Genomic DNA, 25,329 nt, shown 5'->3' on the forward strand with positions numbered 1-25,329 from the left:
GGATGTGCCATCCCCGGCGGTCCGTCAGGCAGGCGAATGAAGTGAAGGAACCGCGCAGCGGCGCGAGGACCGCCAGCACCTGAGCGGCACCAGACTGCGTTATCACCTGTCGCTTAACTGGCTGGCATGCTCCCTTTTCGTTTAGAGAGAACGCTGGCTCAGGGAGCATACGCCTTCCGTAAAGACGCAAAAAAACGCCATCCCTGGCAGGCGCAGCGCGGGCGATTACGCACCTCATCCCTGAGGTGCGCCCGCAGCCGGGCCAACGCTTTGCGTTGTTCAAAACGCTCCCGGCTTTTTGTCCATGGCCCGCGATGCTTTACTCCAGTCGTATGCTCCCGTCGCTTTGACTTCGGGAACCGTCTGTAAAAGCAAACAGGGAGCCATCCGGCTCCCTGTTATTTTCACTTCAGCAGATTATGCACTTCTGCAAATCAGGCTTTCACCAGCTGCTCTTCCGGACGTTTCAGTACCGCATAGCTCAGACCCGCAATCGCAGTACCGATGATGATCGCCATCAGATAGCCGATAACCGGGGTAATCGCGCCAGGGATCAGCAGCACGAACAGTCCACCGTGCGGAGCCATCAGTTTTGCGCCAATCGCCATGGAGATCGCGCCGGTGGTTGCACCGCCAACGATACAGCAAGGCAGAACGCGCATCGGGTCACGGGCAGCGAACGGAATCGCGCCTTCAGAGATAAAGCAGAGACCCAGAACCAGTGCTGCTTTACCACCTTCCTGCTGACCTTTATTGAATTTACGACGGGCAACCAGCGTCGCCAGCCCCATCGCCAGCGGTGGCACCATACCGGCTGCCATAATGGCTGCCATTGGCGCATAGGTCTGCGAACTCAGTAACCCGACGCCAAACGCGTAAGCCACTTTGTTTACCGGACCGCCCATATCGGTACACATCATGCCGCCCAGAATGGCACCCAGCAGGACCGCATTCGCCGTTCCCATGTTGGCCAGCCAGTGCGTCAGGCCGTTCATGATGCCAGCAACCGGTTTACCCACTACGTAGATCATCAGCAGACCGGTGATCAGACTGGCGAACAGGGGAATAATCAGTATCGGTTTCAGCGCTTCCATACTCTGCGGCAGTTTAACTTTGCCACTGATCAGCTTCGCCGCATAACCGGCAATAAAGCCCGCGATAATACCGCCTAAGAAACCTGCGTTAATGCTGGTGGCGATCATACCGCCAATCAGACCCGGCGTCAGACCCGGACGATCAGCGATGGAGAAGGCGATAAAGCCCGCCAGCACCGGCACCATCAGGGCAAAGGCGCTGCCACCACCAATTTGCATCAGCGCCGCAGCCAGCGTGCCCTGCTCTTTAAACGCCGTGATACCAAAGGCAAACGACAGCGCGATGCTCAGACCACCTGCGACCACCATCGGCAGCATGTAAGAAACACCGGTCAGCAGGTGACGATAAGCCCCTGCTCCGCCTTTCTTCTCTTCTTCACTGCTATTGTTCTGTCCGCCAGCCGCCGCTTTATACGGCTTCGCTTCTGCTACCGCTTTATCCAGCTCCTGCGCGGTTTTCTTCAGCGCCAGACCGGTTGAGGTACGGTACATCGGCTTACCGGCAAATTTCGCCAGGTCGACTTCGATATCAGCTGCGACGATCACCAGATCGGCGGCAGCGACTTCTTCCGGAGTGATCGCATTACCGGCACCCACTGAACCACGGGTTTCAACTTTCACCCACCAGCCGCGACGGGTCGCTTCAGCCTGAATGGCCTCGGCAGCCATAAAGGTATGCGCCACGCCGGTCGGACAGGCGGTCACCGCGACGACGCGTTTCTGCGCGCCAGCCTGAGCCGGTGCAGCAGGTGCGCCTGCTTCAGGTGTTGCTACCGCAGCCGGTGCCTGCCAGGTTTTCGCTTCTGCTTTCGCGCGGTTCAGGAAGGTTTCTGGCTCACGTACTGCCAGCTGGATATCGCCCAGCCAGACCGCTTTGCCGTTCAGCGCCGCATCGTCCGGCACGTTTTTGCCCAGCACAATCGCCAGCTCAGCGTCGGCAGGATTATCAGTCAGGGTCAGGCCCGCCGCAGCGGCGGCAGCCGCCAGACGCTGTTGTGCCATATATGCGGAAGCCAGTCCCAGTGTAGGGTCTTTAATCAGCAGCGTTTTCATTATCGCTCTCCTGCTGTCAGTTAACGGGTTGTAAGTCGACGCGCGCCATCATTGCGGCCAACTGAGTACGATCGGAAACGCCAACATTGCTCTGGCTGACGGCCATCGCCGCCACGGCAGTCGCAAGACGCAGCGTGTGTTCGCTGGATTCGCGCATCAGCAGGCCATAAATCAGGCCACCAACCATTGAGTCGCCTGCACCCACGGTGCTGACCACTTCGCACACCGGCGGTTTAGCGATCCATTCGCCAGAAGCGTTGACCCACAGAGCACCTTCTGCGCCCAGCGAAATCACCACATGGGCGATACCCTGCTCGCGCAGTTCGTGCGCAGCGCCAATCACATCCTGCAGGGTTGGCAGTTTGCGACCGGCCCAGATTTCCAGCTCACGTCGGTTAGGTTTAACCAGCCACGGTGCCGCCTTCAGTCCTGCCACCAGCGCCTCGCGGCTGCTGTCAAAGATGATGCATGGGCAGTGGGTGCGAAGTTCGGTCATCCAGCGGGTAAAGGCATCGTGGTCGACGCCCTCAGGCAGGCTACCGCTGACGCAGACCATATCGAACTGGCCCAGCCAGGTCAGAGAATCGGTAGTAAAACGATCCCAGTCCTGCGCCGTCACCTGAAAACCGGAGAAATTCAGATCGGTGACGTCACCGGTCTGTTCAGTGAGTTTAACGTTGATACGGGTACGGCCAGGCACGACATGGAAACGGTTGGCTATGCCCAGCTCACTGAACAACTGCTGGAAACCGTCCTGATTCTCTTTCCCCATGAAGCCACCGACGGTGACATCGATACCCAGATCCTTAAGTACTTTGGCTACGTTGATGCCCTTGCCCGCAGCATGCAGCCCGGTGGTTTTCACCAGGTTAACTTCGCCACGTTCAATTTCAGGGGTATAACCCACCAGGTCATACGCCGGGTTCAGCGTAATGGTGGCGACGCGTCTGCTCATGATGCCCCCTCACCCAGACCACTGGTGATCGCTTCTTCAATCGCGTTCAGCGCCTGCTGTGCATCTTCACCGCTGGCGGTGAAGCGCAGGCGATGGCCTTTCTTCACGCCCAGCGCAACCACTTTCATCAGGCTACGGCCATTAGCGGGTTTGCCGCTGCCGTCGAGATTGGTCACGGTAATGTCGCTGTTGAACTGCTTGATCACGCTAACCAGCGCCGTGCCCGGACGGGCATGCAGGCCGTGTTCGTTGCGAATAGTAAATTCAGCCGTCAGCACGTCAGCCTGCTCATCGACTTCGCTGGTGAGCAGTGCGTAAACGCCTGCAGCATCCGCTTTCAACAGACGATCCGCTTTGCCCTGCTGCAGCAAGGCGCTGAGGTAACCCAACACTTCCAACGGACGTTCATCGGTCGCCGAAACGCTGATTAACATCGCAGCCGATTCGCCCTGATGGTCGAAGGCATGTTCAGCGCGGCTGATAGCCACGCCGCTGCGCAGGTTGCCGAGGCTGCTGTCGCTGAGCCAGATACCCTGACCCAGATTCAGCGGAGGCGTTGAAACCACGTCTGCGACGTAGCTGGCATCCACCACACCAGCGGACTGCAGCCGACCGGCGTTCATCGCCTGGAGGGTGATCAGATCGCTGGCAGCCACGTTGAGCGTGATTAAGGAGGTGTCGAAGCTGAATTCAGCGGCTTGTTTCTCGCCCATCAGCAACGCACGAAGATCTTCAGCAGAGGCGGTTTTTAGCTGTTCTGCAATGGTGTCATCGCTCAGCACATGGGTCAGCTGACGCAGCAGCGCCAGATGTTCATCCGACTTAGCGGCAATCCCGATGGCAACATAGGCTGTCTGATCGTCACCCCAGGCAATGCCCTGCGGAAACTGGAAAACCTGAACGCCGGTTTTCAGCACCAGATCGCGGGTATCGGTGGTGCCATGAGGGATTGCGATGCCGTTGCCAAGAAAGGTTGAGGTCTGCTGTTCGCGCGCCAGCATGCCGTTGACGTACCCTTCGGTCACATTGCCCGCCGCGGTTAACGCGGCAGCAACCTGACGAATGGCCTCTTCTTTATTCTGGGCGCTGGCTCCGGTATGGATGGCCTGCAATTCGAGCTGGAACATAATTCTCCTCGCTTGCTGAGATTGAATCGTTTCAGCTAGTGGGAAAGATTTTACGCCATTCTGAGGAAAACAGATGGCGCAGTCACCGCTGAAACGTTTCAGGGATTGTGGTACAGCCGCTTTCGCCAGGCAAGAAAATGCGCAAATGGCGTAGCAGATTTTTGACGTTACGCACATTTCGGGCAGGTTTAGGTGATTAGCGGGCGAACAGGCTGACGCTGCTGCTGTAAAGTGAGAATGGGTGGACCGAAAAACTTCAGCAGCGTCAGCGCCTGATGGCGCGGTATCCGCTTCGGTTTACAGCAGATACGTTTGCAATTGGTAGATGCATTCTGCGCACGTCTTGATGCTGTGCTTTCATGGGATCGCGCAGCGGTAGATGCAACTACTGAAATCAAAGCGGCGCTGGCTGCTGCCGGAACGCCCATTGGTCCCAACGACACCGCGATTGCCGGGCATGCCATTGCGGCCAGGGCTATTCTGGTGACCAATAACACACGCGAGTTTGAACGGGTACCCGGATTGCAGCTGGAAGACTGGGTCAGCTAACCGCTGACGCGGGATTAAATCTAAGCGGTGGGAGAGTTCTCAGGCACGAGTGCTGGCTTCAAGCTCAATCAGGTAGGTCATGGCTGAGGTACGGTCTGTAAGACACATATCAACTGAAGGTTGCAGACTTCCGCATACTTTCGGCCTTAAATCTGAACCGAAAATCATGCACAAATTTTCATCCGATAACTGAATGCATCGGACATTCGCGGGTTTACCCTGCGGCATTCCGGGGATGGGGCTGGAGATTGACGGCGCGATGCAGCAGGCACCACAATCAATACGACACTGCATTAATACCTCTCACGCGACCTTCAGGATACAACAGACAGTAACAGAACCTCAGAGGGAGCGACACCACACCCTTCAGCTCTTAACTTCCTGCTTAAATCGTTCACTGTTACCCCTGTCAGAAATCGGTGAAGAAATAGAGCGCGCTGTGCAACAGGCACCGCCCTGGCTACGGCATTGCATGCTGTGCCCCGGCAGAGAAAGTCGCGGCGACAATAGCAGTCCGGGGCGGCAATTGCCATGAAAGCCGCGGCCTGAGACAAAATTTCACGCCGGTGATATTGCCAGTTTTCATCGGCGCGAGTAACGTTGCGCGCACTTCACTCTCAAGATAGCGAGAACAGCAATGCCAAAAGCCAATGAAATCAAAAAAGGGATGGCCGTCACGCACAACGGTAAACTGCTGCTGGTTAAAGATATTGATGTCCAGAGCCCCAGCGCACGCGGTGCCGCCACCCTGTATAAAATGCGCTTTACCGATGTCCGCACCGGTTTAAAAGTGGAAGAGCGCTTTAAAGGCGACGAGATTATTGATGCGATTTCGCTCAGCCGTCGCAGCGTGACCTTCTCTTATATAGATGGTGACGAATATATTTTTATGGATGATGAGGATTACACCCCCTACTCCTTTAAACAGGAGCAGATTGAAGAAGAGCTGCTGTTTATCCCTGAAGGCGGTATCCCTGGCATTCACGTGCTGACGATGGAAGGTCAGGTGCTGGCGCTGGAACTGCCACAAACCGTGGATATGGAGATCGTGGATACTTCACCAGGCATTAAAGGTGCTTCTGCCAGCGCTCGCACCAAACCCGCCGGTATGAGTACAGGCCTCTCAATTCAGGTACCGGAATACCTCAGCAACGGTGACCGCATCCGCATCCACATTGCTGAACGCCGCTATATGGGCCGCGCAGACTAAATCAGAAGCCTGCTGCCGATCGTGATAGTGTTATATTATTACATTATCACGTTATTCCCCGGCAGGAGTCACCCCCATGACACGCGTTAATCTGATTACCGGTTTTTTGGGCAGCGGCAAAACCACGCTGCTCTGCCATCTGCTGGCTGCCAGGCCGTCCGGGGAAAACTGGGCGGTGCTGGTTAATGAATTTGGCGAGATCGGGATCGACGGCGCCCTGCTGGCCGATAGCGGTGCCACGCTGAAAGAGATCCCCGGCGGCTGCCTGTGCTGTGTGAATGGCCTGCCGATGCAGGTCGGGCTGAATATGCTGCTGAAGAGTAAACCCGATCGGCTGCTGATCGAGCCAACCGGCCTGGGCCATCCTCGTCAGGTGCTGGAGATGTTGAGTGCGCCCGTCTATCAGTCGTGGCTGCAACTGAATGCCACACTAACGCTGCTGGATGCGCGTCAGCTGGCTGATCCTCGTATCGTTGCCAATGAAAACTTCCGCGATCAGCTGGCTGCCGCCGACCTTATTATCGCTAATAAGCGCGACTGCTGGGATCAGGCGGATCGTCAGCGCCTGGCTGACTGGCAGCAGCAGATGCAGCCTGCGCGCCCTCTGATAGAGACAGAATTTGGTCAGATCCCCCTTTCCCTGCTGGATACACCCCGGCAGCCGCGCGAGCTTCCCGTGCCGCAGCACCATCATTCGTCGGGTCCCACCAGCGGTCTGGCGGCGTTGCGACTGAATGGCGAGGCGCGCTGGCGTCGGGCGCTGAACCACGGACAGGGCTATAGCGCCTGCGGCTGGCTGTTTGATGGTGATACGCTGTTCGACAGCGGCACGCTGCTGGAATGGGTTCGGCAGGCGCCGGTAGATCGCGTTAAAGGAGTGATGCGCACGAAAGAAGGCGCTCTGCGCATCAATCGCCAGGCAAATGAGCTGCAGAGTGAAACACTCCCCTCACCGCCATCCGATAGCCGCATTGAGATCATTCATTCTCAACAGGCTGACTGGAATCGACTACAATCGGCATTGTTGAAGTGCCGTTTACGCTGACAGAGGTATTGTCGGCGGTTATTTTTAATAATAATGAGTTTAACTATGCGCGTAACTCGCCTTATTACTATCCTGCTGCTTAATGCACTGGGCGTGGTGCTATTTCTGTCATGGTATCTGCCCCCGGAACATGGCTTCTGGTTCGGCGTCGATAAATCTATTTTCTTTGGCTTCAATAGCCAGATGGTGACCCATCCGCTGTTCGCGCTGATCGTCGCTATCACGAATTACCGTGGTTTTGATGCGGTGTCATTGCTGGCGATGGGTCTGCTTTACCTGTCGATCTGGCGGCGCGAAACGCCACAGGCGCAGCGCCGGATGCTGGCAATCGGCATCACCATGCTGCTGACCGCCGTCGTCCTCAATCAGCTGGGCCATTTATTGCCGGTTAAACACTCCAGTCCGACACTGTTCTTCGAAAACGTGCATCGCGTCAGTGAACTGACCGGTATTCCCGCAAAAGATGCTTCAAAAGATAGCTTCCCTGGCGACCACGGTATGATGCTGATCATTTTCGCCTGCTTTATCTGGCGTTATTTTGGTTTCAGCCGCTTTTTAATTGCCACGGCTATTGTGGTGATATTTTCACTGCCACGCATCATGGCCGGTGCGCACTGGTTTACCGATGTTGCCGTCGGTTCAATGTCGGTGGTATTAGTGGGTCTGAGCTGGTGGCTATTAACGCCAGCCAGTGACGTATTGGTTAACTGGTTTTATCGCAAATTGCCGGGTAAATATAAGCCCGTGACGTAAATGTTAAGCGCGGACGATTTAAACCCTTGGTTTGAACCGCCCGCGCTTATAAAAAACACCTCATCACTATTAGCCTGCTAATTAAATTCACGAAAAGAAAAGGTTATGACCCTGCTGGCAGGTCAAATAGTCGCCAATATCCTCTGTCAATAAAGAAAACTCTAAAAATAGCGGCTATGCCCCGAATTAGCCCCCCTTTAACTCCCTGTTCTCACCATCATTTGACCACAATTGTAGCTAAAGTAGTCAGTGTGTTACGGTTTGATTTCACATCAAAAAAACCTATATGAAATTGATTAAAAGCACTCGCCACGGCGTCTGTAATCAGTTAACCTCAGTCGCAGTGAGGCAAAAGCGGCAGAAAATTCGGATTTTTTACCGTTAAAATGTGTCCATTAACACATTTTAGTAATTAAGGATTTGTCTTAGTCTGTTTCGCTTATTAATCTCCCTGTTTTGTCATCTGGCTGGCGACAATCTTGTCGTAAGGAAATCGAAGGAAAACCCGAATAATGGTCAAGTCTCAACCAATACTGAGATATATCTTGCGGATCGTGCCCGCAGTGGCGCTGGCAACACTCCTCTCAGCTTGTAGCAGTACCCATAGCAGTCAAAACGCGAATAACGAGAATCATGAAGTTAACAACCACAATGGTTTTTTACTTCAGGCGTCTCAGGATGAGTTTGAAGAAATGGTGCGTAATGTCGACGTTAAGTCGCGCATCATGGAACAATACGCCGTCTGGAAAGGTGTGCGCTATCGCCTCGGTGGCGATACTAAACGCGGGATCGATTGTTCCGCCTTTGTACAACGCACCTTCCGCGATCAGTTTGGCTTAGAATTACCGCGTTCTACCTCTCAGCAGCAGGACACCGGTAAAGAGATTACCCGCAGTAAACTGCGTCCCGGCGATCTGGTGATGTTCCGTGCAGGCTCTACGGGCCGTCACGTTGGCATCTATCTTGGCAACGATAACTTCGTTCATGCCTCGACCAGCAGTGGCGTGATGATCTCCAGTCTGAATGATGATTACTGGAAAAAGCGCTACCGTGAAGGACGCCGTGTATTAAGTCGTAACCCGACCTGATAACCACTTTCGATCTTCTCTCAGCCAGAGAACATGAAACGCTGCTTATGCAGCGTTTTTTTTCGCCTTTAATCATTTTTACCAGCAGTTATATAAGATAAAAGCATTCTGACTCAGATTAATAGCAAGACATTTCCCGCCGTCTCGTTATATTCTCGGTCGCTTAAACCGAAGCCGTCGTGCGCAATAACATAATAATAATTTGATTAGGGGAAGCTCCTCATGCCACTGTCGGGGGCGCTACGGCGCCATGCCACCTATCCTCGCCGTATCGCATGGAGTAGTGCGATGGCTGGCGGCTTATTCTTTCTGTTATTTGCTGCACTCTCGCTTCACCAGACCTGGCAGAAGCGCGAACGACAGCATCAGCAACTGCTGGAGAACAGCCGCACGGCATTACAGCAAACGCTCTCCAGCCTGATTAACAGTACTCTCAGTCCCCTGCTTCCGTTTACCCACACTGCCTGCAATACCATCAATCGTGAACTTACCTCACGCGCCGCCTTTGCCGGAAATCTTCGTGCCATCCTGCTGGTTAAAGAAGGTAATGCCTTTTGCTCCTCGGCCACCGGCAGTTTTAATCTGCCGCTCAATGTGATTGCGCCCCTGAGTGATATTTCGCGTGATATCGATCTGCAGCTGATGCCGGGCACGCCGTTGCAGCCCAATAAACCGGCGCTGGCGTTGTGGATCAAAAATCCCGGCAGCGTGCAGTCAGGCGTTTTCGCGACGCTGAATATTACCCTGGCACCCTATCAGCTGCTGGCGTCCGGGCATCCGGAAATCACCGGTATGGCACTGGTGGCACAACGCAGTGCCTTAACCAGCTGGCAATCCGTCGTCATGCAGAATAAAAACCTGCCGACGCCGCTGCACCGGCAGACGCTGACAGGCTATCCGCTGCAGTTTGTGTTGTACGGTTCCACTCTGGCGTTCAGCGATTATCAGAATATCCTGCTGAGCGGCCTGCTACTGTCGCTGCTGGTTTCAGGCGCTTGCTGGCTGCTGTTGTCGGTTTATCAGCGCCCTGGTAAAGAGCTGATTCGGGGCATGAAGCGCGGTGAATTTCACGTCGAATATCAGCCGCTGGTCACCTCCCATGATGGTCAGCCGTATGGGATGGAAGCGTTACTGCGCTGGACCCACCCGACGAAAGGCCCGATTCCGCCCGATGTGTTTATTCACTATGCCGAGGCGCAGAACCTGATTATTCCCCTGACCCGACATCTGTTTCAGCTTGTTTCCCGTGATGCCCACCTGCTGTGTCATACCATTCCCCGTCATGCCTGCCTCAGCCTCAACATTTCGCCCCTGCATCTGGCTGACAGCGGTTTCCGTCAGGATGTGCTGCGCTGGCTTGATACCATGCCTGCGGACCACTTTACTTACGTGTTTGAGATCACCGAGCGAGCCATGGTGCGCGACGAAAACGTCGGAGAACTGTTTGACTGGTTGCATCAGCAGCAGATCCATATCGCCATTGATGATTTCGGTACCGGTCACAGCGCGCTGATCTATCTGGAACGTTATGACTTTGATTATCTGAAAATCGATCGCGGTTTTGTTCAGAGTATCGGTACGGATAGCCTGACCTCGCCGGTACTCGATACCGTGCTGCAGCTGGCGAAGAAGCTGAACCTGAAAAGTGTGGCCGAAGGGGTAGAAACCGGCGAGCAGGCTGCCTGGCTGATTAACCGCGGTGTGACCCATCTGCAGGGTTACATCTTTAGCCGTCCGCTGCGGCCGGAAACGCTGATAGACTATTTCCGGCGTCATAACGCCTGACACTACCTGGCCCGAATCGCGCCAGACATCTGACAGGAGAGTGCATGCTGTTTCGTTCCGGACTTCTGCTGCTGTGCAGCCTGCTCAGCGCCCCGCTGCTGGCGGCCTCTGTCCAGCAAAGCTACGCGTTCACCCAGGCCGGTGAAGCGAAATATCCGCCTGGCTTCAGCCATTACGACTACGCCGATCCCCGCGCACCCAAAGGCGGCAGCATCACCATGGCGGTGGTGGGCACTTACGACAACTTCAACCGCTACGCTTCTCGCGGTAATCCGGGCATTAACACCGGCACGCTTTATGATGGGCTTTACACCAGCTCAGACGATGAACCTGGCAGTTATTATCCGCTGATTGCCGAGTCAGCGCGCTACGCCAGCGATTTTACGTGGATTGAGATCCGCCTTAATCCCCGCGCCCGTTTTCAGAATGGCACACCCATCACCGCCCGCGACGTGGCGTTCACCTATCAGAAATTCATGACCGAGGGTGTGCCTCAATTTCGCGTCGCCTACCGTGGCGTGACCGTTAAAGCGCTGAACGATCTCACTGTGCGCATCGAGGCACAGAAGCCGGATAAAGATCTGCTGCTTGGCTTACTGACGCTGCCGGTTATCGCAGAGTCGTTCTGGCGCGATAAGAAGTTTAATGAGCCGTTAAGCGAGCCACCCTTGTCGAGCGGACCCTATCGCATCACTCGCTGGAAGCTGGGACAGTTTATTGAGTTCAGCCGGGTAAAAGATTACTGGGCCGCTGATCTGCCGGTCAATCGCGGACGCTTTAATTTTGATCGAATGCGCTATGACTACTATCTGGATGACAATGTGGCATTTGAAGCCTTCAAGGCGGGTGCTTACGATCTGCGTGAAGAGACATCGGCAAAGAAATGGGCTACCCAGTATCGCGGCCGCAATTTTGACGATGGCAGCATCGTTAAAGAGACCACGCCTAACGATGCCGCTATCGATACCCGCTGGCTGGCATTCAACAATGAAAAACCGCTGTTCCGGGATCGCCGCGTGCGCCAGGCGCTGTCACTGATGTTCGATTTCGAGTGGATGAACAAGGCGCTCTATTACGGTGCCTGGCAGCGCGCCAGCAGCTATTTCCAGAACACGGCGTATGCGGCCAGCGGCGTGCCGGATGCACAGCAGCAGGCCCTGCTTGAACCCTGGCGCGCGCAACTGCCACCTGAGCTGTTCAGCCAGCCTTATCAGCCACACAAAACCGACGGCAGCGGCTATGACCGCGCCAGCCTGTTAAAAGCGTCTGATCTGCTGAAACAGGCGGGCTGGCAGATAAAAAATCGCCGTCTGGTCAATGATAAAACCGGTCAGCCGTTTACCATAGAACTCCTGCTGCGCGGTGGCACCAATACCGACTGGGCGTTACCGTTCCAGCACAATCTTTCCCGGCTTGGCATTACGCTAAACCTGCGGCAGATCGACAACTCACAGTATCTGCGGCGCTGGCGCGAAGGCGACTATGACATGATTGCCACGGTCTATGGTGCAATGCCGATCCCGACCTCCAGTCTGCAGATCCTGTGGCAGTCTGACTTTATCGCCTCGTCGTGGAATACCGCGCGGGTCAAAGAGCCTGTAGTCGATCATTTCGTGAAACAGATTGTGGCGCATCAGGGTGATCCCGCCGCGCTGCGGCCGCTGGCCCAGGCGCTGGACCGGGTGCTGCTGTGGAATGCGTATATGATCCCGATGTGGTACAACGCAGAGCAGCGGCTGGCGTACTGGGATAAGTTTTCTCACCCTGCCCGCAAGCCAGCCTACAGCGTCGGACTGGAAAACTGGTGGTACGACACAAACAAAGCCGGACGCCTGCCGGCCAGCAAACGCTAAGGAGATCACCGTTGGCCGCTTACTTTCTGCGCAGATTGCTGCTGATCATCCCAACGTTATGGGCGATCATCACGCTTAATTTTTTTATCGTGCAAATCGCGCCCGGCGGACCGGTCGATCAGGCGCTGGCTAACATTCAGTTTGGTCAGACAACCGGTCTGCCCGGCAGCGGCGCAGACAGCGCCGGTTCACGCGCCAGCGTCAGTCATCTCAATCCGGCCGATAATCAGTATCGTGGCGCACGCGGGCTGGATCCCGAACTCATTGCTGAGATTAAACAGCGTTACGGTTTCGATAAACCTCTCTGGCAGCGTTACGGCGAGATGCTGTGGAATTATCTGCGTCTGGATTTTGGCGACAGCCTGTTTCGCAGTGCCTCGGTGATCGGGCTGATCAAAGAGAGCCTGCCGGTTTCGATCAGTCTGGGATTATGGAGCACACTGATCATCTACCTTGTGTCGATCCCGCTGGGGATCCGCAAAGCGGTGCGCAATGGCAGCGCTTTCGATGTCTGGAGCAGCGCTTTTATTATCATTGGCTACTCCATCCCGGCTTTTCTGTTCGGCATCATGTTAATCGTGCTATTTGCCGGTGGCAGCTATCTGGACTGGTTTCCGCTGCGCGGGCTCACCTCTGCGCAGCACCACACACTGCCCTGGTATGGCAAAGTGCTGGACTACTTCTGGCATATCGCCCTGCCGGTGCTGGCGACAGTGATCGGTGGCTTCGCCACGCTGACCATGCTGACGAAAAACGCGTTTCTGGATGAGATCCGCAAGCTCTATGTGGTGACTGCGCGCGCCAAAGGGGTGCCGGAGCGCCGTATTCTCTATCACCATGTGTTTCGCAATGCGATGCTGCTGGTGATCGCCAGCTTCCCCGCCACCTTTATCAGCATGTTCTTTACCAGTTCAGTGCTGATCGAGGTTATGTTCTCACTCAACGGACTTGGGCTGCTCGGCTATGATGCGACTCTGCAACGCGACTATCCGGTGATGTTTGGCACGCTCTATATTTTTACGCTGATAGGTTTGCTGATGAATATTCTCAGTGATCTCACCTATACGCTGGTCGATCCGCGCATCGATTTCGGGAGCCGCTCATGAGGCTCTCTCCGCTGAATCAACAGCGCTGGCAGCGCTTTCGTCATAACCGGCGCGGCTACTGGTCGCTGTGGATCTTTCTGATCATCTTTCTGCTGTCGATGGGTGCCGAACTGATTGCCAATGACAAGCCACTGCTGGTGCATTACCAGCAGCGCTGGACAGTGCCGCTGCTGTTTGACTACAGCGAGACCGACTATGGCGGCGCACTGGCGACAGCGGCGGATTATCAGGATCCCTGGCTGCGGCAGCGCATTGAGCAGAATGGCTGGGCAATATGGGCACCGATTCGTTTCAGCGACAGCACCATCAATTTTGCTACCGAGGTGCCCTTCCCCTCTCCGCCCTCTGCGCAGAACTGGCTCGGCACGGATGCCAACGGCGGCGACGTGATGGCACGCCTGCTCTATGGCACGCGCATTTCTCTGCTGTTCGGACTGATGCTGACGCTCTTCTCCAGTGTCATCGGAATTGTGGTCGGCGCGCTGCAGGGCTATTTCGGCGGCAGGATTGACCTGATTGGGCAGCGGCTGATTGAAGTCTGGTCCGGCATGCCTGCGCTGTTTCTGCTGATTCTCCTCTCCAGCGTGATCCAGCCGGGTTTCTGGTGGCTGCTGCTGGTCACCGTGGCTTTCGGCTGGATGAGCCTGGTCAGCGTGGTCCGGGCCGAGTTTCTGCGTACCCGAAACTTTGATTACATCCGTGCGGCGCAGGCGCTGGGGGTCAGCGACGGCCGGATTATGCTGCGCCACATGCTGCCAAATGCCATGGTCGCCACCCTGACCTTTCTGCCGTTTATTCTGTGCGGATCGATTACCACGCTGACCTCACTCGATTTTCTCGGCTTTGGCCTGCCGCTGGGTTCGCCCTCGCTGGGCGAGTTACTGCTGCAGGGCAAAAATAACCTGCAGGCACCCTGGTTAGGCCTGGCGGGCTTTTTCACCCTGGCGATCCTGCTTTCGCTGCTGATTTTTATTGGCGAAGCGGTACGCGACGCTTTTGATCCGGGCAAAGGAGCCTGAATGAACACGCCATTGCTTGCCATCAATCATCTCTCGGTCGCCTTTCGTCAGGGCGAGACGCTTCGCCAGGTGGTGAATGACGTTTCACTGCGCATCGACGCGGGCGAAACGCTGGCGCTGGTGGGCGAGTCGGGTTCCGGCAAGAGCGTCACGGCACTCTCGGTGATGCGACTGCTGCATGAGGCTGCGGTGGTTTATCCCAGCGGTGAGATTCTGTTTAACGGTGAAGATCTGCTGCGCGCGCGCGAGCAGCGCCTGCGCGGGATTCGCGGCAACCAGATCGCGATGATTTTTCAGGAGCCGATGGTATCGCTTAATCCGCTGCACACCGTGGAGAAGCAGCTCTATGAAGTGCTGTCGCTGCATCGCGGGTTGCGTCGTCCGGCGGCACGCGGTGAAATTCTCAGCGTGCTTGATCGGGTCGGGATACGGCAGCCCGCCACCCGGCTCAATGATTTCCCCCACCAGCTTTCGGGTGGAGAACGTCAGCGGGTGATGATCGCCATGGCATTGCTGACCGAGCCTCAGCTGCTGATTGCCGATGAGCCAACCACCGCGCTGGATGTGACGGTGCAGGCACAAATCCTGACGCTGCTTCGTGAACTGCAGCGAGAGCTGAATATGGGCATGCTGTTTATCACCCATAACCTGAATATCGTGCGTCAGCTGGCGGATAACGTTAGCGTGATGCGCAATGGTCACATCGTCGAACAGAACCGCTGCCAGGTCCTGCTGAATCAGCCGCAACACCCTTACAGCCAGCAGTTGCTGGCTGCCGAACCGGAAGGAAAAGCGCTGCCGCTGCCCGCAGACGCGCCGGTCATTCTTCGGGTCGATAATCTTCAGGTCAGCTTTCCGCTGCGGCGCGGGCTGTTCCGCCGGCAGAGTGGTGAGAAACAGGTGCTCTCCGGGCTGAGCTTCAGCCTGCGGCGCGGCGAAAGTCTGGGGCTGGTGGGCGAGTCCGGATCAGGTAAAAGCACTACCGGGCTGGCACTGCTGCGGCTGATTGCTTCGCGCGGCGAAGTCTGGTTTGACGGCCAGCCGCTGCATCAGCTGTCACGTCGTCAGTTATTGCCGCTGCGTCAGCGCATTCAGGTGGTGTTTCAGGATCCTAACTCTTCACTGAATCCGCGTATGACAGTGCAGCAGATCATTGCGGAAGGGCTTGCGGTACATCAGCCCGAACTTAGCCGTGCGCAACAGGAGCAGCGGGTCATCGAGGTAATGGCGGAGGTGGGGCTTGAAGCGGAAAGTCGCCACCGTTATCCGGCCGAATTTTCGGGCGGTCAGCGACAGCGTATTGCCATTGCGCGGGCACTGATTCTGGAACCAGAGTTGCTGGTGCTGGATGAACCGACCTCATCGCTGGATCGCACGGTGCAGAAGCAGATTCTGACGCTGTTGCGCCGTTTACAGCAGCAGCGGCAGCTCAGCTATCTGTTTATCAGTCACGATCTGGATGTGGTGCGCGCCCTGTGCCATCAGCTTATTGTGCTGCGTCAGGGAGAAGTGGTGGAACAGGGAGAGTGTGAAAGGTTGTTTGCTTCACCCGCGGCCGGGTATACCCGCGAGCTGCTGCAGTCGGCGCAACTCAACCTGCGATAAAGGTTTCGGCAATCGCTACGCCCTGATTTTTCAGGCAGCAGTTGGTGGCGCTTTCGTCACGACGCTGAATGAACAGGCAGGGCTGTCCTTCGCACTCGGCCACTTTACAATCGACCTGAATATCCGCCAGAACCTCTTTTAGCTGCTGAAGAATCTCCCACGCCGGAATGCCATCATGGCTGATCAAGCGCAGCGCAACGAAATCCTGCTCGTCCAGCGTGGTGTCATCGGATTCGATAGCACTGTGGTGATCGCTGGCCCAGCGAAAATGCTGTGGCAGACGATGCACAATCGAAAGTTGCAGCATAGTTTACTCTCCCCGGATGAGTTTATGTCGCAACACAAAGCAGCCCAGCTGGAAGCGGCCTGATAACCGCTGAGTCCGGACAGGGTTTAATGGCCCGTCCGTGTGGATTGCAGAAGCGCATTTTTTGCGACTCACATCGCACTTCAGCCTATATGTACCGCGTTCACACGCCGTTAACAATCATTTTAGCTGCATTGTGATTACTTTTTTAACTAAATATTTTCACAATATCGAAACAAAGTCAGGAGGCGTGCAAGTCGGCAGGTCATTGCAGAGGGAAACCACTGCGCCCGATTACCGGGACGCAGTGCGGGGACGTGAAGCGTAGAAAAAGAGCAGCAGAGAGATTGTCGCGCACAGTGCAATCGTGCCGACCATTGGCCAGGCGCTGTTGAAACTCACCAGCGACAGCAGTGCGCCAACAAATGCCCCGACGCCAAAACGCAGGGTGCCCGCCAGCGACGATGCCGTACCCGCCATATGTGGAAACTCATCCAGAATCACCGCCATCGCATTCGATGAGACCATCGATACGCAACCGATAAACATCGCGATCCCCATCACCAGCGGCAAAAAGCCGAGGCTGAAGGCGCTGACCAGCAGCAGCCAGATCCCCATACAGAACTGTATCAGCAGTCCCATCCGGAACATCGCCACCGGGCCAAAGCGGCGCACGGCGCGGCTGTTAATCAGCGTCAGGACAAACAGAAACACCACATTGAGGCCAAAGTAGTAGCCAAAGTTTTGCGGTGAAACGTGATTCAGTTCGATGTAAACAAAGGGACCGGCATTGAGAAAGGTAAACAGCCCGGCAAAGGAGAAACCGCTCGACAGCATGTAACTGAACGCGCGTTTGTGGCGAAACAGCGTTACGAAATTGCCGAGCGTAGTACGCAGATGAAACCGCTGTCGCTGCTCCGGCTTCAGGGTTTCACGGATCTGCGTGGTCACCAGCACGGTCGTGACTAATGCCGCGCCCGCGAGCGCCCAGAAGATGGCGTGCCAGCTCCAGAGCACCAGCAGCCAGCCGCCGATGATCGGCGCCAGCAGCGGCGCAATGGTGGTAATCAGCATCACAAAGGACATCATGCGGGAGAAGTCCTCTTTCGAGTAGCTGTCACGCATTAACGCATTGATCACCACACTGGCTGCGGCAGCCGACAGTCCATGCAGAAAGCGCATCGTAATCAGCTGATCGATGGTTTGCGACAGCGCACAGGCCGCGGCGGCGCAGGCAAAGATCAGGGTGCCGAGCGCAATCACCGGCTTACGCCCATAGCTGTCTGCCAGCGGCCCATAGATCAGCTGCCCAATCGCGAAGCCAAGAATGTAGAGGTTGAGCGACATCTGCACGCTACCGGCTGAAACGCCGAACTCACGTGCAATCTGCGGCATGGCGGGCAGATACATGTCGATCGACAACGGCATCAGCATGGCTAACAGACCGAGGATGACCACCAGTCCTGTTGGCGAATTCTTTTCCTTACGCACACCCTCTCCTGCCCTTATGGTCGTAATGCGGGCCGCCGGGCCCGTCCGGTTATTTTGTCTGCAGCTCTTTCGGCAGACCGATGCTGGCGATCTCTTCTTCTGTCAGCGCACGATATTCGCCCGGTTCCAGATCGGCGTCCAGTACGATGTCACCGATGCGCTCGCGATGCAGCTCAAGGACCCGATTGCCTACTGCCGCAAACATCCGTTTTACCTGATGATAACGGCCTTCGCTCAGTGTCAGCCGGACGTCTGTCGGGGTGATCACCTCCAGCTGAGCCGGTTTAGTGAGGCTCTTCTCATTGTGCAGCTGCACGCCCGCCGTAAACTGCGCGGCGGTATCGTCACTGACCGGTGATTCCAGGGTCACACGGTAGGTTTTCTCGCAGTGATGACGTGGCGAGGTAATACGGTGTGACCACTGGCCATCATCTGTCAGCAGCACCAGTCCGGTGGTGTCGATATCAAGACGCCCCGCCGCGTGCAGTTTGAATGACATCGGTTCTTCAATGAAATAGATGATGGTGGGATGATCGGGATCGTCGGTTGAGCAGACGTAACCCTGCGGTTTGTTCAGCATAAAGTAGCGTGGACCAGTCTGCATCTGCAGTACGTTGCCGTCATAGACGACTTCGTGGTCGGGCAGCAGTTTAAACGCGGTATCGCGTACGATTTCCCCGTTAACGGTGACACGCTGGCCACGGATCTCGCGATGGGCGATGGCGCGGCTGATTTCCAGTTGCTGAGAGATGAATTTGTCGAGTCGCATGAATTCGTTTTGCCTGTTACTGCGGAGGGAATCTGAAACGGCCTGGTTAACCGTTGAAAATGTGCGGGAAGTATAACGTGATCCGCGCCAGCCTGACAGCGCGTTTACCGCACTTTCATGGCATAATTACCCCCAGTTTTGCAAAAGTGAGCATCATGTCTTTTACCTTACGCCCCTATCAACAGGATGCGGTGAATGCCACCGTGGCGCATTTCCGTCGTCATCATCAGCCTGCAGTCATTGTGCTGCCGACCGGTGCCGGAAAGAGCCTGGTCATTGCCGAGCTGGCACGGCTGGCGCGTGGCCGGGTGCTGGTGCTGGCGCACGTCAAAGAGCTGGTAGCGCAGAACCACAGTAAATATCAGGCTTACGGGCTGGAGGCAGATATCTTTGCCGCCGGACTTCAGCGTAAAGAGAGTCAGCGCAAAGTGGTGTTTGGCAGCGTGCAGTCAGTGGCGCGTAACCTCGACCAGTTCGACAGCGCCTTTTCACTGGTGATTGTCGATGAGTGCCACCGTATCGGTGATGATAAAGAGAGTCAGTATCAGCAGATCTTCAATCATCTGCGTCAGCATAATCCGCAACTGCGTTTACTGGGCCTGACCGCCACGCCTTTCCGGCTGGGTAAAGGCTGGATTTATCAGTTCCACTATCACGGCATGGTGCGTGGCGACGAAAAATCGCTGTTTCGCGACTGTATCTATGAACTGCCGCTGCGCTACATGATCAAACATCAGTTTCTGGTGCCGCCGGAGCGACTGGATATGCCGGTGGTGCAGTATGACTTCAGCCGCCTGACGGCACAAAGCAGCGGCTTGTTCAGCGAAGCCGATCTTAATCGTGAACTGAAACAGCAGCAGCGCGTGACGCCCCATATTATCCGTCAGATCGTGGAGTTCGCTGAAGATCGACTGGGAGTGATGATTTTTGCCTCAACGGTGGAGCATGCGCATGAAATTTTGCGGCTGCTGCCCGCTAACAGCGCGCTGGTATCAGCCGAAACGCCTGCCAGAGAGCGCGATGCTCTGATTCTGGCCTTTAAGGCGCAGCAGCTGAAATTCCTGGTTAACGTGGCGGTGCTGACCACCGGGTTTGATGCTCCGCACGTTGATCTGATTGCGATTCTGCGCCCGACCGAGTCGGTCAGCCTCTATCAGCAAATCGTCGGACGCGGCCTGCGGCTCTCGCCCGGTAAAATCGACTGTCTGATTCTCGATTATGCCGGTAATCCGCACGATCTTTTTACGCCCGAGGTCGGCGCGCCCAAAGGGGCCAGCGACAATCAGCCGGTACAGGTTTTTTGTCCCGCCTGCGGTTTCGCCAACACCTTCTGGGGCAAGGCGACCGAAGATGGCATGGTTATCGAACATTTTGGCCGACGCTGTCAGGGCGTGCTGGAAGATGATGAGGGCGAGCGCGAACAGTGTGACTTCCGCTTCCGCTTTAAAAGCTGCCCCGACTGTGGCGCAGAGAATGATATTGCCGCCCGGCGCTGTCACCAGTGCGACAAAATATTGGTCGATCCTGACGATATGCTCAAAGCGGCGCTGAAGCTTAAAGATGCGCTGGTGCTGCGCTGTGGCGGCATGACGCTGGAACAGGGCCGTGATGCCAAAGGTGAATGGCTCAAGGCGACCTATTATGACGAGGAAGGCACCAGCGTCAGCGAACGGTTTCGTCTGCAGACACCGGCCCAGCGCAAAGCGTTTGAACAGCTCTTTATGCGCCCGCATCAGCGCGCGCCCGGCGTGCCGCTGGGCTGGCAAAGCGCCGCTGACGTGCTGGCGCTGCAGCCGCTGCTGCGTCATCCCGACTTTGTGGTGGCGCGGGCCAAAGGTCAGTTCTGGCAGATCCGCGAAAAAATGTTCGATTATCAGGGTCGCTATCGCCGTGCCAATGAGCTGCGCTAATGAGCGCTATCGGGTCCGGCTAACCGGATGCCGAGCCCGGCTGGCGGGTATATCGTTTGCTACCACCCGGCATAACGGCTATACTGCCGCCCGCTTTTGCATGTGCATCAGCGGTATTGAATAACCAGCCTGTTACTGGGTCGCCTGTAGCAGGAATTAAATAAAGAGATATATTAATGCTCACTATCAATGCAGTAGAACGTAAAGAGCAGGGTAAGGGTGCGAGCCGCCGCCTGCGTACAGCAAACCGTTTCCCGGCCATCATCTACGGTGGTTCTGAAGCGGCTGTTGCCATCGACCTGGATCACGACTCCGTAATGAACCTGCAATCTAAGCCAGGTTTCTACGACGAAGTGCTGACCCTGTCAGTTGACGGTAAAGAAACTAAAGTGAAAGTTCAGGCTGTTCAGCGTCACCCGTTCAAGCCAAAACTGTTCCACATCGACTTCGTTCGCGCTTAATCGCGAACTTCGTTGAAAGCAGAAGGGCCGGTTGCGAAACCGGCCCTTTTCTTTTGGCGCTGCCCGGTGAAATGATCGCCGCGTGCAGGGAATGAAAGCCGGGCTAAGCCCGGCTTTTTTATTTGCTGCTGGTACGGCGCTGCAGCTGATCGCGCAGATTGGGTGGTGTGCCCTTAATCGTCAGGGTGTCCGTTGCCGGATCCCAGAAAATGCGTTCGCCCAGCAACATCGCATCGAAGTTCAGGGTCAGGCCCCCGCCGCTTCCGGCAAACTTCGTCAGCTGGCGCAGAGTACTGCGATCCGCCGGGAAGCTCTCTTCCAGTTCATACCCCTGCTCCTGGGTAAAGGCCTGGAACGTTTTTTCACCCAGTGGTGGCAGTTCGCTCGACAACTCTTCCAGCGCAATCTCCTCGCCCGCCTGCAGCTGCTCGTTGCAGTAGCTGTAGACCTGCTGGCGATAGTTCTGCCGCTCCTGCTTATCCAGTTCCGATTCGTTGCAGTAGTCATCTACCGCCTGCAACAGACCGCGGTTCTGCGCCTTGGTGTCTAATCCCACTTCGGCACCCAGGAAGTCCATAAAGAAGTCAGCCACTTTACGTCCGACCCGGCCACGCAGGAAAGTCAGGTAACGGGTCGATTCCGGGTTAGTTTCCCACTCGGTTAAATCGATGCGTGCCACGATGTCGGCATGATTGATGTCAAGATAGTGGGTGCTGCTGATATCCATCTGCTCGTTGACGCGCATGCTGGACTGGCTGTTCAGCACCGCAATCAGCAGGTATTCCACCGCCAGATAGCGGTAGTGAATAAACAGCACCACGCCGCCTTCAGCGAAGGGGTATTTTGCAAGCTCATCGCGCAGACGACCGGTCGCGGCACGGCTAAAAGCGAGAAAATCATCGTTGCCCTTACGACAATTACGCAGCGCTTCTGCCAGTTCACTCTCTGCATTGAACAGGCCATAGGCTTTGCTTTTTGCGCTATAAACCCGGTGTAACTCCTCCACCATCGCGTTGACCGTGTTGGTGGCAGGCAGCAGCGAATCGCGCAGCGCCAGTTCAAGCTGGTTTTCATCGCGTTTAATTAACTGATGCAGGGCAATCTGGTCGATATCCAGACTCATGGTAGACTCTCCTTTTAGCACAGGCGCGTATTCAAACACCGCCAGCATCGGCTTTCAACTCCATGCGTATAGCGAACGCGCTGCTTTCGATAAAATTGCGGTAAAAAGTGCGCTGTTCCGGTAATATATCGCCTTTTGAAATGAGCTTAGACGACGATATGGCACAATCATCCCGTTACAGTGACGAACGCGTGGAACAACTCCTCGCGGAAATGGCCCAAATCCTGCACAAGGACAAAGCCCCCACCGATCTCTCCCTGATGGTTCTGGGAAATATGGTGACCAACTTAATTAACAGCGATGTCGCTCCGGCGCAACGTCGTTCACTGGCACGATCTTTCGCCGATGCCCTTCAGGCGTCTGTGCGTGACGATAACGCCCATTAATTGGCTGATTTGACTTCATAATATGGTAACCAACCGGCAGCGCTACCGCGAAAAAGTTTCCCAGATGATCAGTTGGGGTCACTGGTTTGCTCTGTTTAACATCTTATTCGCGCTGATTTTAGGCAGTCGCTACCTGTTGGTCGCCGACTGGCCTTCTTCGCTGGCGGGGCGCATCTACGCCTATACCAGCTGGGTTGGCCACTTCAGTTTTGTTGTTTTTGCCGCCTATCTGCTGATTATCTTCCCGCTGACCTTTGTGGTGATGTCGCAACGGCTGATGCGGGTGTTGTCCGCGGTGGTCGCTACCGCCGGGCTGACGCTGGTGATGGTCGACAGTGCAGTGTTCAGCCGCTTCCACCTGCACCTGAATCCGGTGGTGTGGGAGCTGGTCATTAACCCTGATCAGAGCGAGATGGCGCGCGACTGGCAGCTGATGTTTATCAGCGTGCCGCTGATTTTCCTGGTTGAGATGCTGTTTGCGACCTGGAGCTGGCAGAAGCTTCGCAGCCTGAATCGCCGTTCGTTTGGTAAGCCTGTCGCCGCCCTGTTTATCAGCGCCTTCTTTGCCAGCCACCTGATGTATATCTGGGCCGATGCGAATTTCTATCGTCCGATTACGATGCAGCGTGCCAACCTGCCGCTCTCCTACCCGATGACCGCCCGCCGCTTCCTTGAGCGTCATGGTCTGCTGGATGCGCAGGAGTATCAGCGTCGGCTGATTCAGCAGGGCGACCCGGAAGCATTGGCGGTGGAATATCCGCTGAGCGAGATTACTTTCCGTGATGCCGGCACACGCAACAACCTGCTGGTGCTGACGGTCGATGGTCTGAACAACGCCACGCTGGCCAAAGCGCTGCCGGAGCTTAATCAGTTCGCCAGCGAGAACGTGCGTTTTACCCAGCACTACAGCGCGGGTGATACGCCGGAGAAAGGGTTGTTTGGCCTGTTTTATGGGATCTCATCCAGCTACATGAACGGTATTCTGGCATCCCGAACGCCGTCGGCGCTGCTGGGCGCGCTTAGCACCCAGGGTTACCAGTTTGGCCTCTTCTCCTCGGAAGGCTTTAATCCGCCGCTCTACCGGCAGGCGTTGCTGACTGATTATTCACTGCCTGCAACCACCAGCCAGCCCAACGCCAGTACTGTGGCGCAATGGCAGAACTGGCTGGAGAAACAGAACGGTTCACAGGCACCGTGGTTCTCATGGATTGCCCTGAACGGCCCGGACGTCACCGGCGACAGTGCAAAAGCGCGTCAGCGCAGCTATCTGCGCCAGGCTCCTGCCGTTGATGAGCAGATCCACGCGGTGCTCAGCAGCCTGCAGGCGCGTGATTTACTGAAGAACACGGTGGTGGTGATTACGGCGCAGCGTGGACTGGCATTGGATGGCAATCCTGACAGCGCTGGAAACCGCCAGACTCTGCAGGTGCCGTTAGTGATTCACTGGCCTGATACGCCCGCGCAGACCGTTGATCGCCTTTCTGATCATCAGGATGTGATGTCGACGCTGATGCAGCGACTGCTGCATGTGCGGACCAATCCAGTGAACTACTCTCAGGGTGAAGATCTGTTTGCTGCGCGCCGTCGCCATGACTGGGTCGTCAGCAGCGAAGAGAATAAGCTGGTGATTACCACGCCGCAGGTGACGCTGGTACTCAACAATAACGGCAGCTATCGCGCTTATGATGCGCAGGGCAACGCCCTGAAAGATCACAAGCCAGAACTGGCGCTACTGTTGCAGGTATTAACTGAAGAGAAGCGGTTTATCGCTAACTGATTAATAATCAGGCAAATAGTCTGCAGGTATCTTGCATTAATGGTGATAACCAGTAGACTAATCCTCCAGTGTTCGGCACGTAGCGCAGCCTGGTAGCGCACGGTCATGGGGTGTCCGGGGTCGGAGGTTCAAATCCTCTCGTGCCGACCAAATTCCCTGAAAAGCAGCCCTAAAGGCTGCTTTTTTCGTTTATGTCATCAAACCTTAACGTTCCTCGCACCTTCCACAATTCGTTCTATACTTAACTGCGTGTGGGTAACAAGAGGAGAGTTCATGACATATATTGAAAAAGACGATCCAACAGAAGCACCCGAGTCAGGCGATAAGCAACCTTCCCCGCCAGACCAGAAGTAACCCACGGGGCCGCGTCTGACGCGGCCTTTCTATCTCAGCTTATCTCTCCGTTTAACATTCAGAATAGTCCCGTGTGGCAGTTAACATTCCTCTTACAATCAGCAGGTTAACAGTTGCATTATAATCTGATCTGCTTCACAAAATCGGCTACCGGCTGCGCTTATTCATCAAACTGAAACAAAAATGTCACAGAAAATGCCTACCCTGAAATCCCCAGAAATTGACGGATAATTTTTATGGCGATCAAAGCGAAAAGCCTGAAAGATGCAGAAGCATTGCTGCATTCAGGCATTAGCAAAGTGGAACTGGCGTATGACATTGGCAGCGACGATTTCTTTCGTCTGGCAAGCCACTGGTGCGACCGAGGTGCACGCATCAGCAGGGGTCACCACCATTTCGTTGTTTCTCTGAAGAGTTTTGCCATTCCTCCCAACGACTGATTCCGGCGGGCTGCTTGCCCTGATCCATCGCGCCTGATTTAATGCCTTTTTGGTTTTGATGATGGTCCC

22 protein-coding genes, 1 tRNA gene and 1 pseudogene are annotated in these 25,329 nt (G+C 55.7%); 16 read left to right on the forward strand and 8 right to left on the reverse strand.

Going from position 1 to position 25,329, the window contains the following annotated elements; all coding sequences use genetic code 11:
• Positions 1-434: 434 nt before the first annotated feature.
• The 3 genes from fruA to fruB are packed head-to-tail and all read right to left on the reverse strand — an operon-like array spanning position 435 to position 4,229.
• A complete protein-coding gene (gene fruA, locus HFD87_RS11345) occupies positions 435-2,147 on the reverse strand; it encodes a PTS fructose transporter subunit IIBC (protein ID WP_010248299.1) in 1,713 nt (570 codons plus the stop codon).
• 16 nt (positions 2,148-2,163) lie between these two features.
• Positions 2,164-3,102, reverse strand: a complete 939-nt coding sequence (fruK, locus tag HFD87_RS11350) for a 1-phosphofructokinase (RefSeq protein WP_010248301.1) — start codon at positions 3,100-3,102, stop codon at positions 2,164-2,166.
• Positions 3,099-4,229, reverse strand: a complete 1,131-nt coding sequence (gene fruB, locus HFD87_RS11355; protein ID WP_010248303.1) for a fused PTS fructose transporter subunit IIA/HPr protein — start codon at positions 4,227-4,229, stop codon at positions 3,099-3,101. Before fruB ends, fruK begins: the two co-directional genes overlap by 4 nt.
• 312 nt (positions 4,230-4,541) lie before the next feature.
• Here fruB and HFD87_RS11360 point away from each other — a divergent pair.
• Positions 4,542-4,778: pseudogene (locus HFD87_RS11360) on the forward strand (PIN domain-containing protein); the annotation flags it as partial.
• A 39-nt stretch (positions 4,779-4,817) separates the two neighbouring features.
• On the opposite strand, the gene HFD87_RS11365 reads toward HFD87_RS11360, so the two are convergent.
• Positions 4,818-5,072, reverse strand: coding sequence for a YkgJ family cysteine cluster protein (locus tag HFD87_RS11365; RefSeq protein WP_031292689.1), 255 nt, complete (start codon positions 5,070-5,072; stop codon positions 4,818-4,820).
• A 343-nt stretch (positions 5,073-5,415) separates the two neighbouring features.
• Between HFD87_RS11365 and yeiP the strand changes: the two genes are divergently transcribed.
• The 9 genes from yeiP to yejF all read left to right on the forward strand — a co-directional run bounded on the left by yeiP (position 5,416) and on the right by yejF (position 16,242).
• Positions 5,416-5,988 carry an elongation factor P-like protein YeiP gene (gene yeiP / locus HFD87_RS11370; RefSeq protein WP_003854146.1) on the forward strand — a complete coding sequence of 191 codons (573 nt, stop codon included), beginning with the start codon at positions 5,416-5,418 and terminating at the stop codon, positions 5,986-5,988.
• A 76-nt stretch (positions 5,989-6,064) separates the two neighbouring features.
• Positions 6,065-7,033, forward strand: a complete 969-nt coding sequence (locus tag HFD87_RS11375; protein WP_167423455.1) for a GTP-binding protein — start codon at positions 6,065-6,067, stop codon at positions 7,031-7,033.
• Between the two features lie 45 nt (positions 7,034-7,078).
• On the forward strand, positions 7,079-7,786 hold the full coding sequence (locus tag HFD87_RS11380; RefSeq protein WP_010671014.1) for a phosphatase PAP2 family protein: 708 nt from the start codon (positions 7,079-7,081) through the stop codon (positions 7,784-7,786).
• A 512-nt stretch (positions 7,787-8,298) separates the two neighbouring features.
• Positions 8,299-8,874, forward strand: a complete 576-nt coding sequence (gene mepS / locus HFD87_RS11385) for a bifunctional murein DD-endopeptidase/murein LD-carboxypeptidase (protein WP_010248316.1) — start codon at positions 8,299-8,301, stop codon at positions 8,872-8,874.
• A gap of 222 nt (positions 8,875-9,096) precedes the next feature.
• Positions 9,097-10,659 (forward strand): cyclic di-GMP phosphodiesterase, encoded by a 1,563-nt coding sequence (locus HFD87_RS11390; RefSeq protein WP_167423456.1) that lies wholly within the window; start codon positions 9,097-9,099, stop codon positions 10,657-10,659.
• Positions 10,660-10,703: 44 nt separating this feature from the next.
• Positions 10,704-12,512 (forward strand): extracellular solute-binding protein, encoded by a 1,809-nt coding sequence (locus HFD87_RS11395; RefSeq protein ID WP_167423457.1) that lies wholly within the window; start codon positions 10,704-10,706, stop codon positions 12,510-12,512.
• An 11-nt stretch (positions 12,513-12,523) separates the two neighbouring features.
• A complete protein-coding gene (locus HFD87_RS11400) occupies positions 12,524-13,618 on the forward strand; it encodes a microcin C ABC transporter permease YejB (RefSeq protein WP_167423458.1) in 1,095 nt (364 codons plus the stop codon).
• Complete coding sequence (locus HFD87_RS11405) at positions 13,615-14,637, forward strand: ABC transporter permease (protein WP_163798755.1); 1,023 nt, start codon at positions 13,615-13,617, stop codon at positions 14,635-14,637. The genes HFD87_RS11400 and HFD87_RS11405 overlap by 4 nt, the downstream gene beginning before the upstream one ends.
• Complete coding sequence (yejF, locus tag HFD87_RS11410) at positions 14,638-16,242, forward strand: microcin C ABC transporter ATP-binding protein YejF (protein ID WP_061703757.1); 1,605 nt, start codon at positions 14,638-14,640, stop codon at positions 16,240-16,242.
• Here yejF and HFD87_RS11415 read toward each other — a convergent pair.
• The 3 genes from HFD87_RS11415 to rsuA form a co-directional block, all read right to left on the reverse strand.
• The gene (locus tag HFD87_RS11415) at positions 16,229-16,549 is read right to left on the reverse strand and encodes a hypothetical protein (protein ID WP_010248336.1); all 321 of its coding nucleotides are present in this window, start codon (positions 16,547-16,549) and stop codon (positions 16,229-16,231) included. The genes yejF and HFD87_RS11415 overlap by 14 nt on opposite strands.
• Before the next feature lie 294 nt (positions 16,550-16,843).
• Positions 16,844-18,040, reverse strand: coding sequence for a Bcr/CflA family multidrug efflux MFS transporter (locus tag HFD87_RS11420; RefSeq protein ID WP_010248339.1), 1,197 nt, complete (start codon positions 18,038-18,040; stop codon positions 16,844-16,846).
• A gap of 49 nt (positions 18,041-18,089) precedes the next feature.
• Positions 18,090-18,809, reverse strand: a complete 720-nt coding sequence (rsuA, locus tag HFD87_RS11425) for a 16S rRNA pseudouridine(516) synthase RsuA (RefSeq protein WP_010248342.1) — start codon at positions 18,807-18,809, stop codon at positions 18,090-18,092.
• Between the two features lie 155 nt (positions 18,810-18,964).
• On the opposite strand from rsuA, the gene HFD87_RS11430 reads away from it, so the two are divergent.
• On the forward strand, positions 18,965-20,719 hold the full coding sequence (locus tag HFD87_RS11430; RefSeq protein WP_163640006.1) for a DEAD/DEAH box helicase: 1,755 nt from the start codon (positions 18,965-18,967) through the stop codon (positions 20,717-20,719).
• A 176-nt stretch (positions 20,720-20,895) separates the two neighbouring features.
• On the forward strand, positions 20,896-21,180 hold the full coding sequence (gene rplY, locus HFD87_RS11435) for a 50S ribosomal protein L25 (RefSeq protein WP_003854168.1): 285 nt from the start codon (positions 20,896-20,898) through the stop codon (positions 21,178-21,180).
• Positions 21,181-21,298: 118 nt separating this feature from the next.
• On the opposite strand, the gene yejK is transcribed toward rplY, so the two are convergent.
• Positions 21,299-22,303, reverse strand: a complete 1,005-nt coding sequence (gene yejK / locus HFD87_RS11440) for a nucleoid-associated protein YejK (protein WP_010248346.1) — start codon at positions 22,301-22,303, stop codon at positions 21,299-21,301.
• Between the two features lie 158 nt (positions 22,304-22,461).
• Here yejK and HFD87_RS11445 point away from each other — a divergent pair, with 158 nt between their 5' ends.
• The 4 genes from HFD87_RS11445 to HFD87_RS11460 all read left to right on the forward strand — a co-directional run bounded on the left by HFD87_RS11445 (position 22,462) and on the right by HFD87_RS11460 (position 25,260).
• Positions 22,462-22,689, forward strand: coding sequence for a YejL family protein (locus HFD87_RS11445; RefSeq protein ID WP_010248348.1), 228 nt, complete (start codon positions 22,462-22,464; stop codon positions 22,687-22,689).
• A gap of 22 nt (positions 22,690-22,711) precedes the next feature.
• Positions 22,712-24,466, forward strand: a complete 1,755-nt coding sequence (yejM, locus tag HFD87_RS11450) for an LPS biosynthesis-modulating metalloenzyme YejM (protein WP_167423459.1) — start codon at positions 22,712-22,714, stop codon at positions 24,464-24,466.
• A 73-nt stretch (positions 24,467-24,539) separates the two neighbouring features.
• Positions 24,540-24,616, forward strand: a tRNA-Pro gene (locus HFD87_RS11455).
• A 440-nt stretch (positions 24,617-25,056) separates the two neighbouring features.
• Positions 25,057-25,260 carry a hypothetical protein gene (locus HFD87_RS11460; protein WP_003854174.1) on the forward strand — a complete coding sequence of 68 codons (204 nt, stop codon included), beginning with the start codon at positions 25,057-25,059 and terminating at the stop codon, positions 25,258-25,260.
• Positions 25,261-25,329 lie beyond the last annotated feature (69 nt).

The sequence above is a fragment of the Pantoea sp. EKM21T genome (genome assembly GCF_011800405.1).
Taxonomy (GTDB): Bacteria; Pseudomonadota; Gammaproteobacteria; order Enterobacterales; family Enterobacteriaceae; genus Pantoea; species Pantoea agglomerans.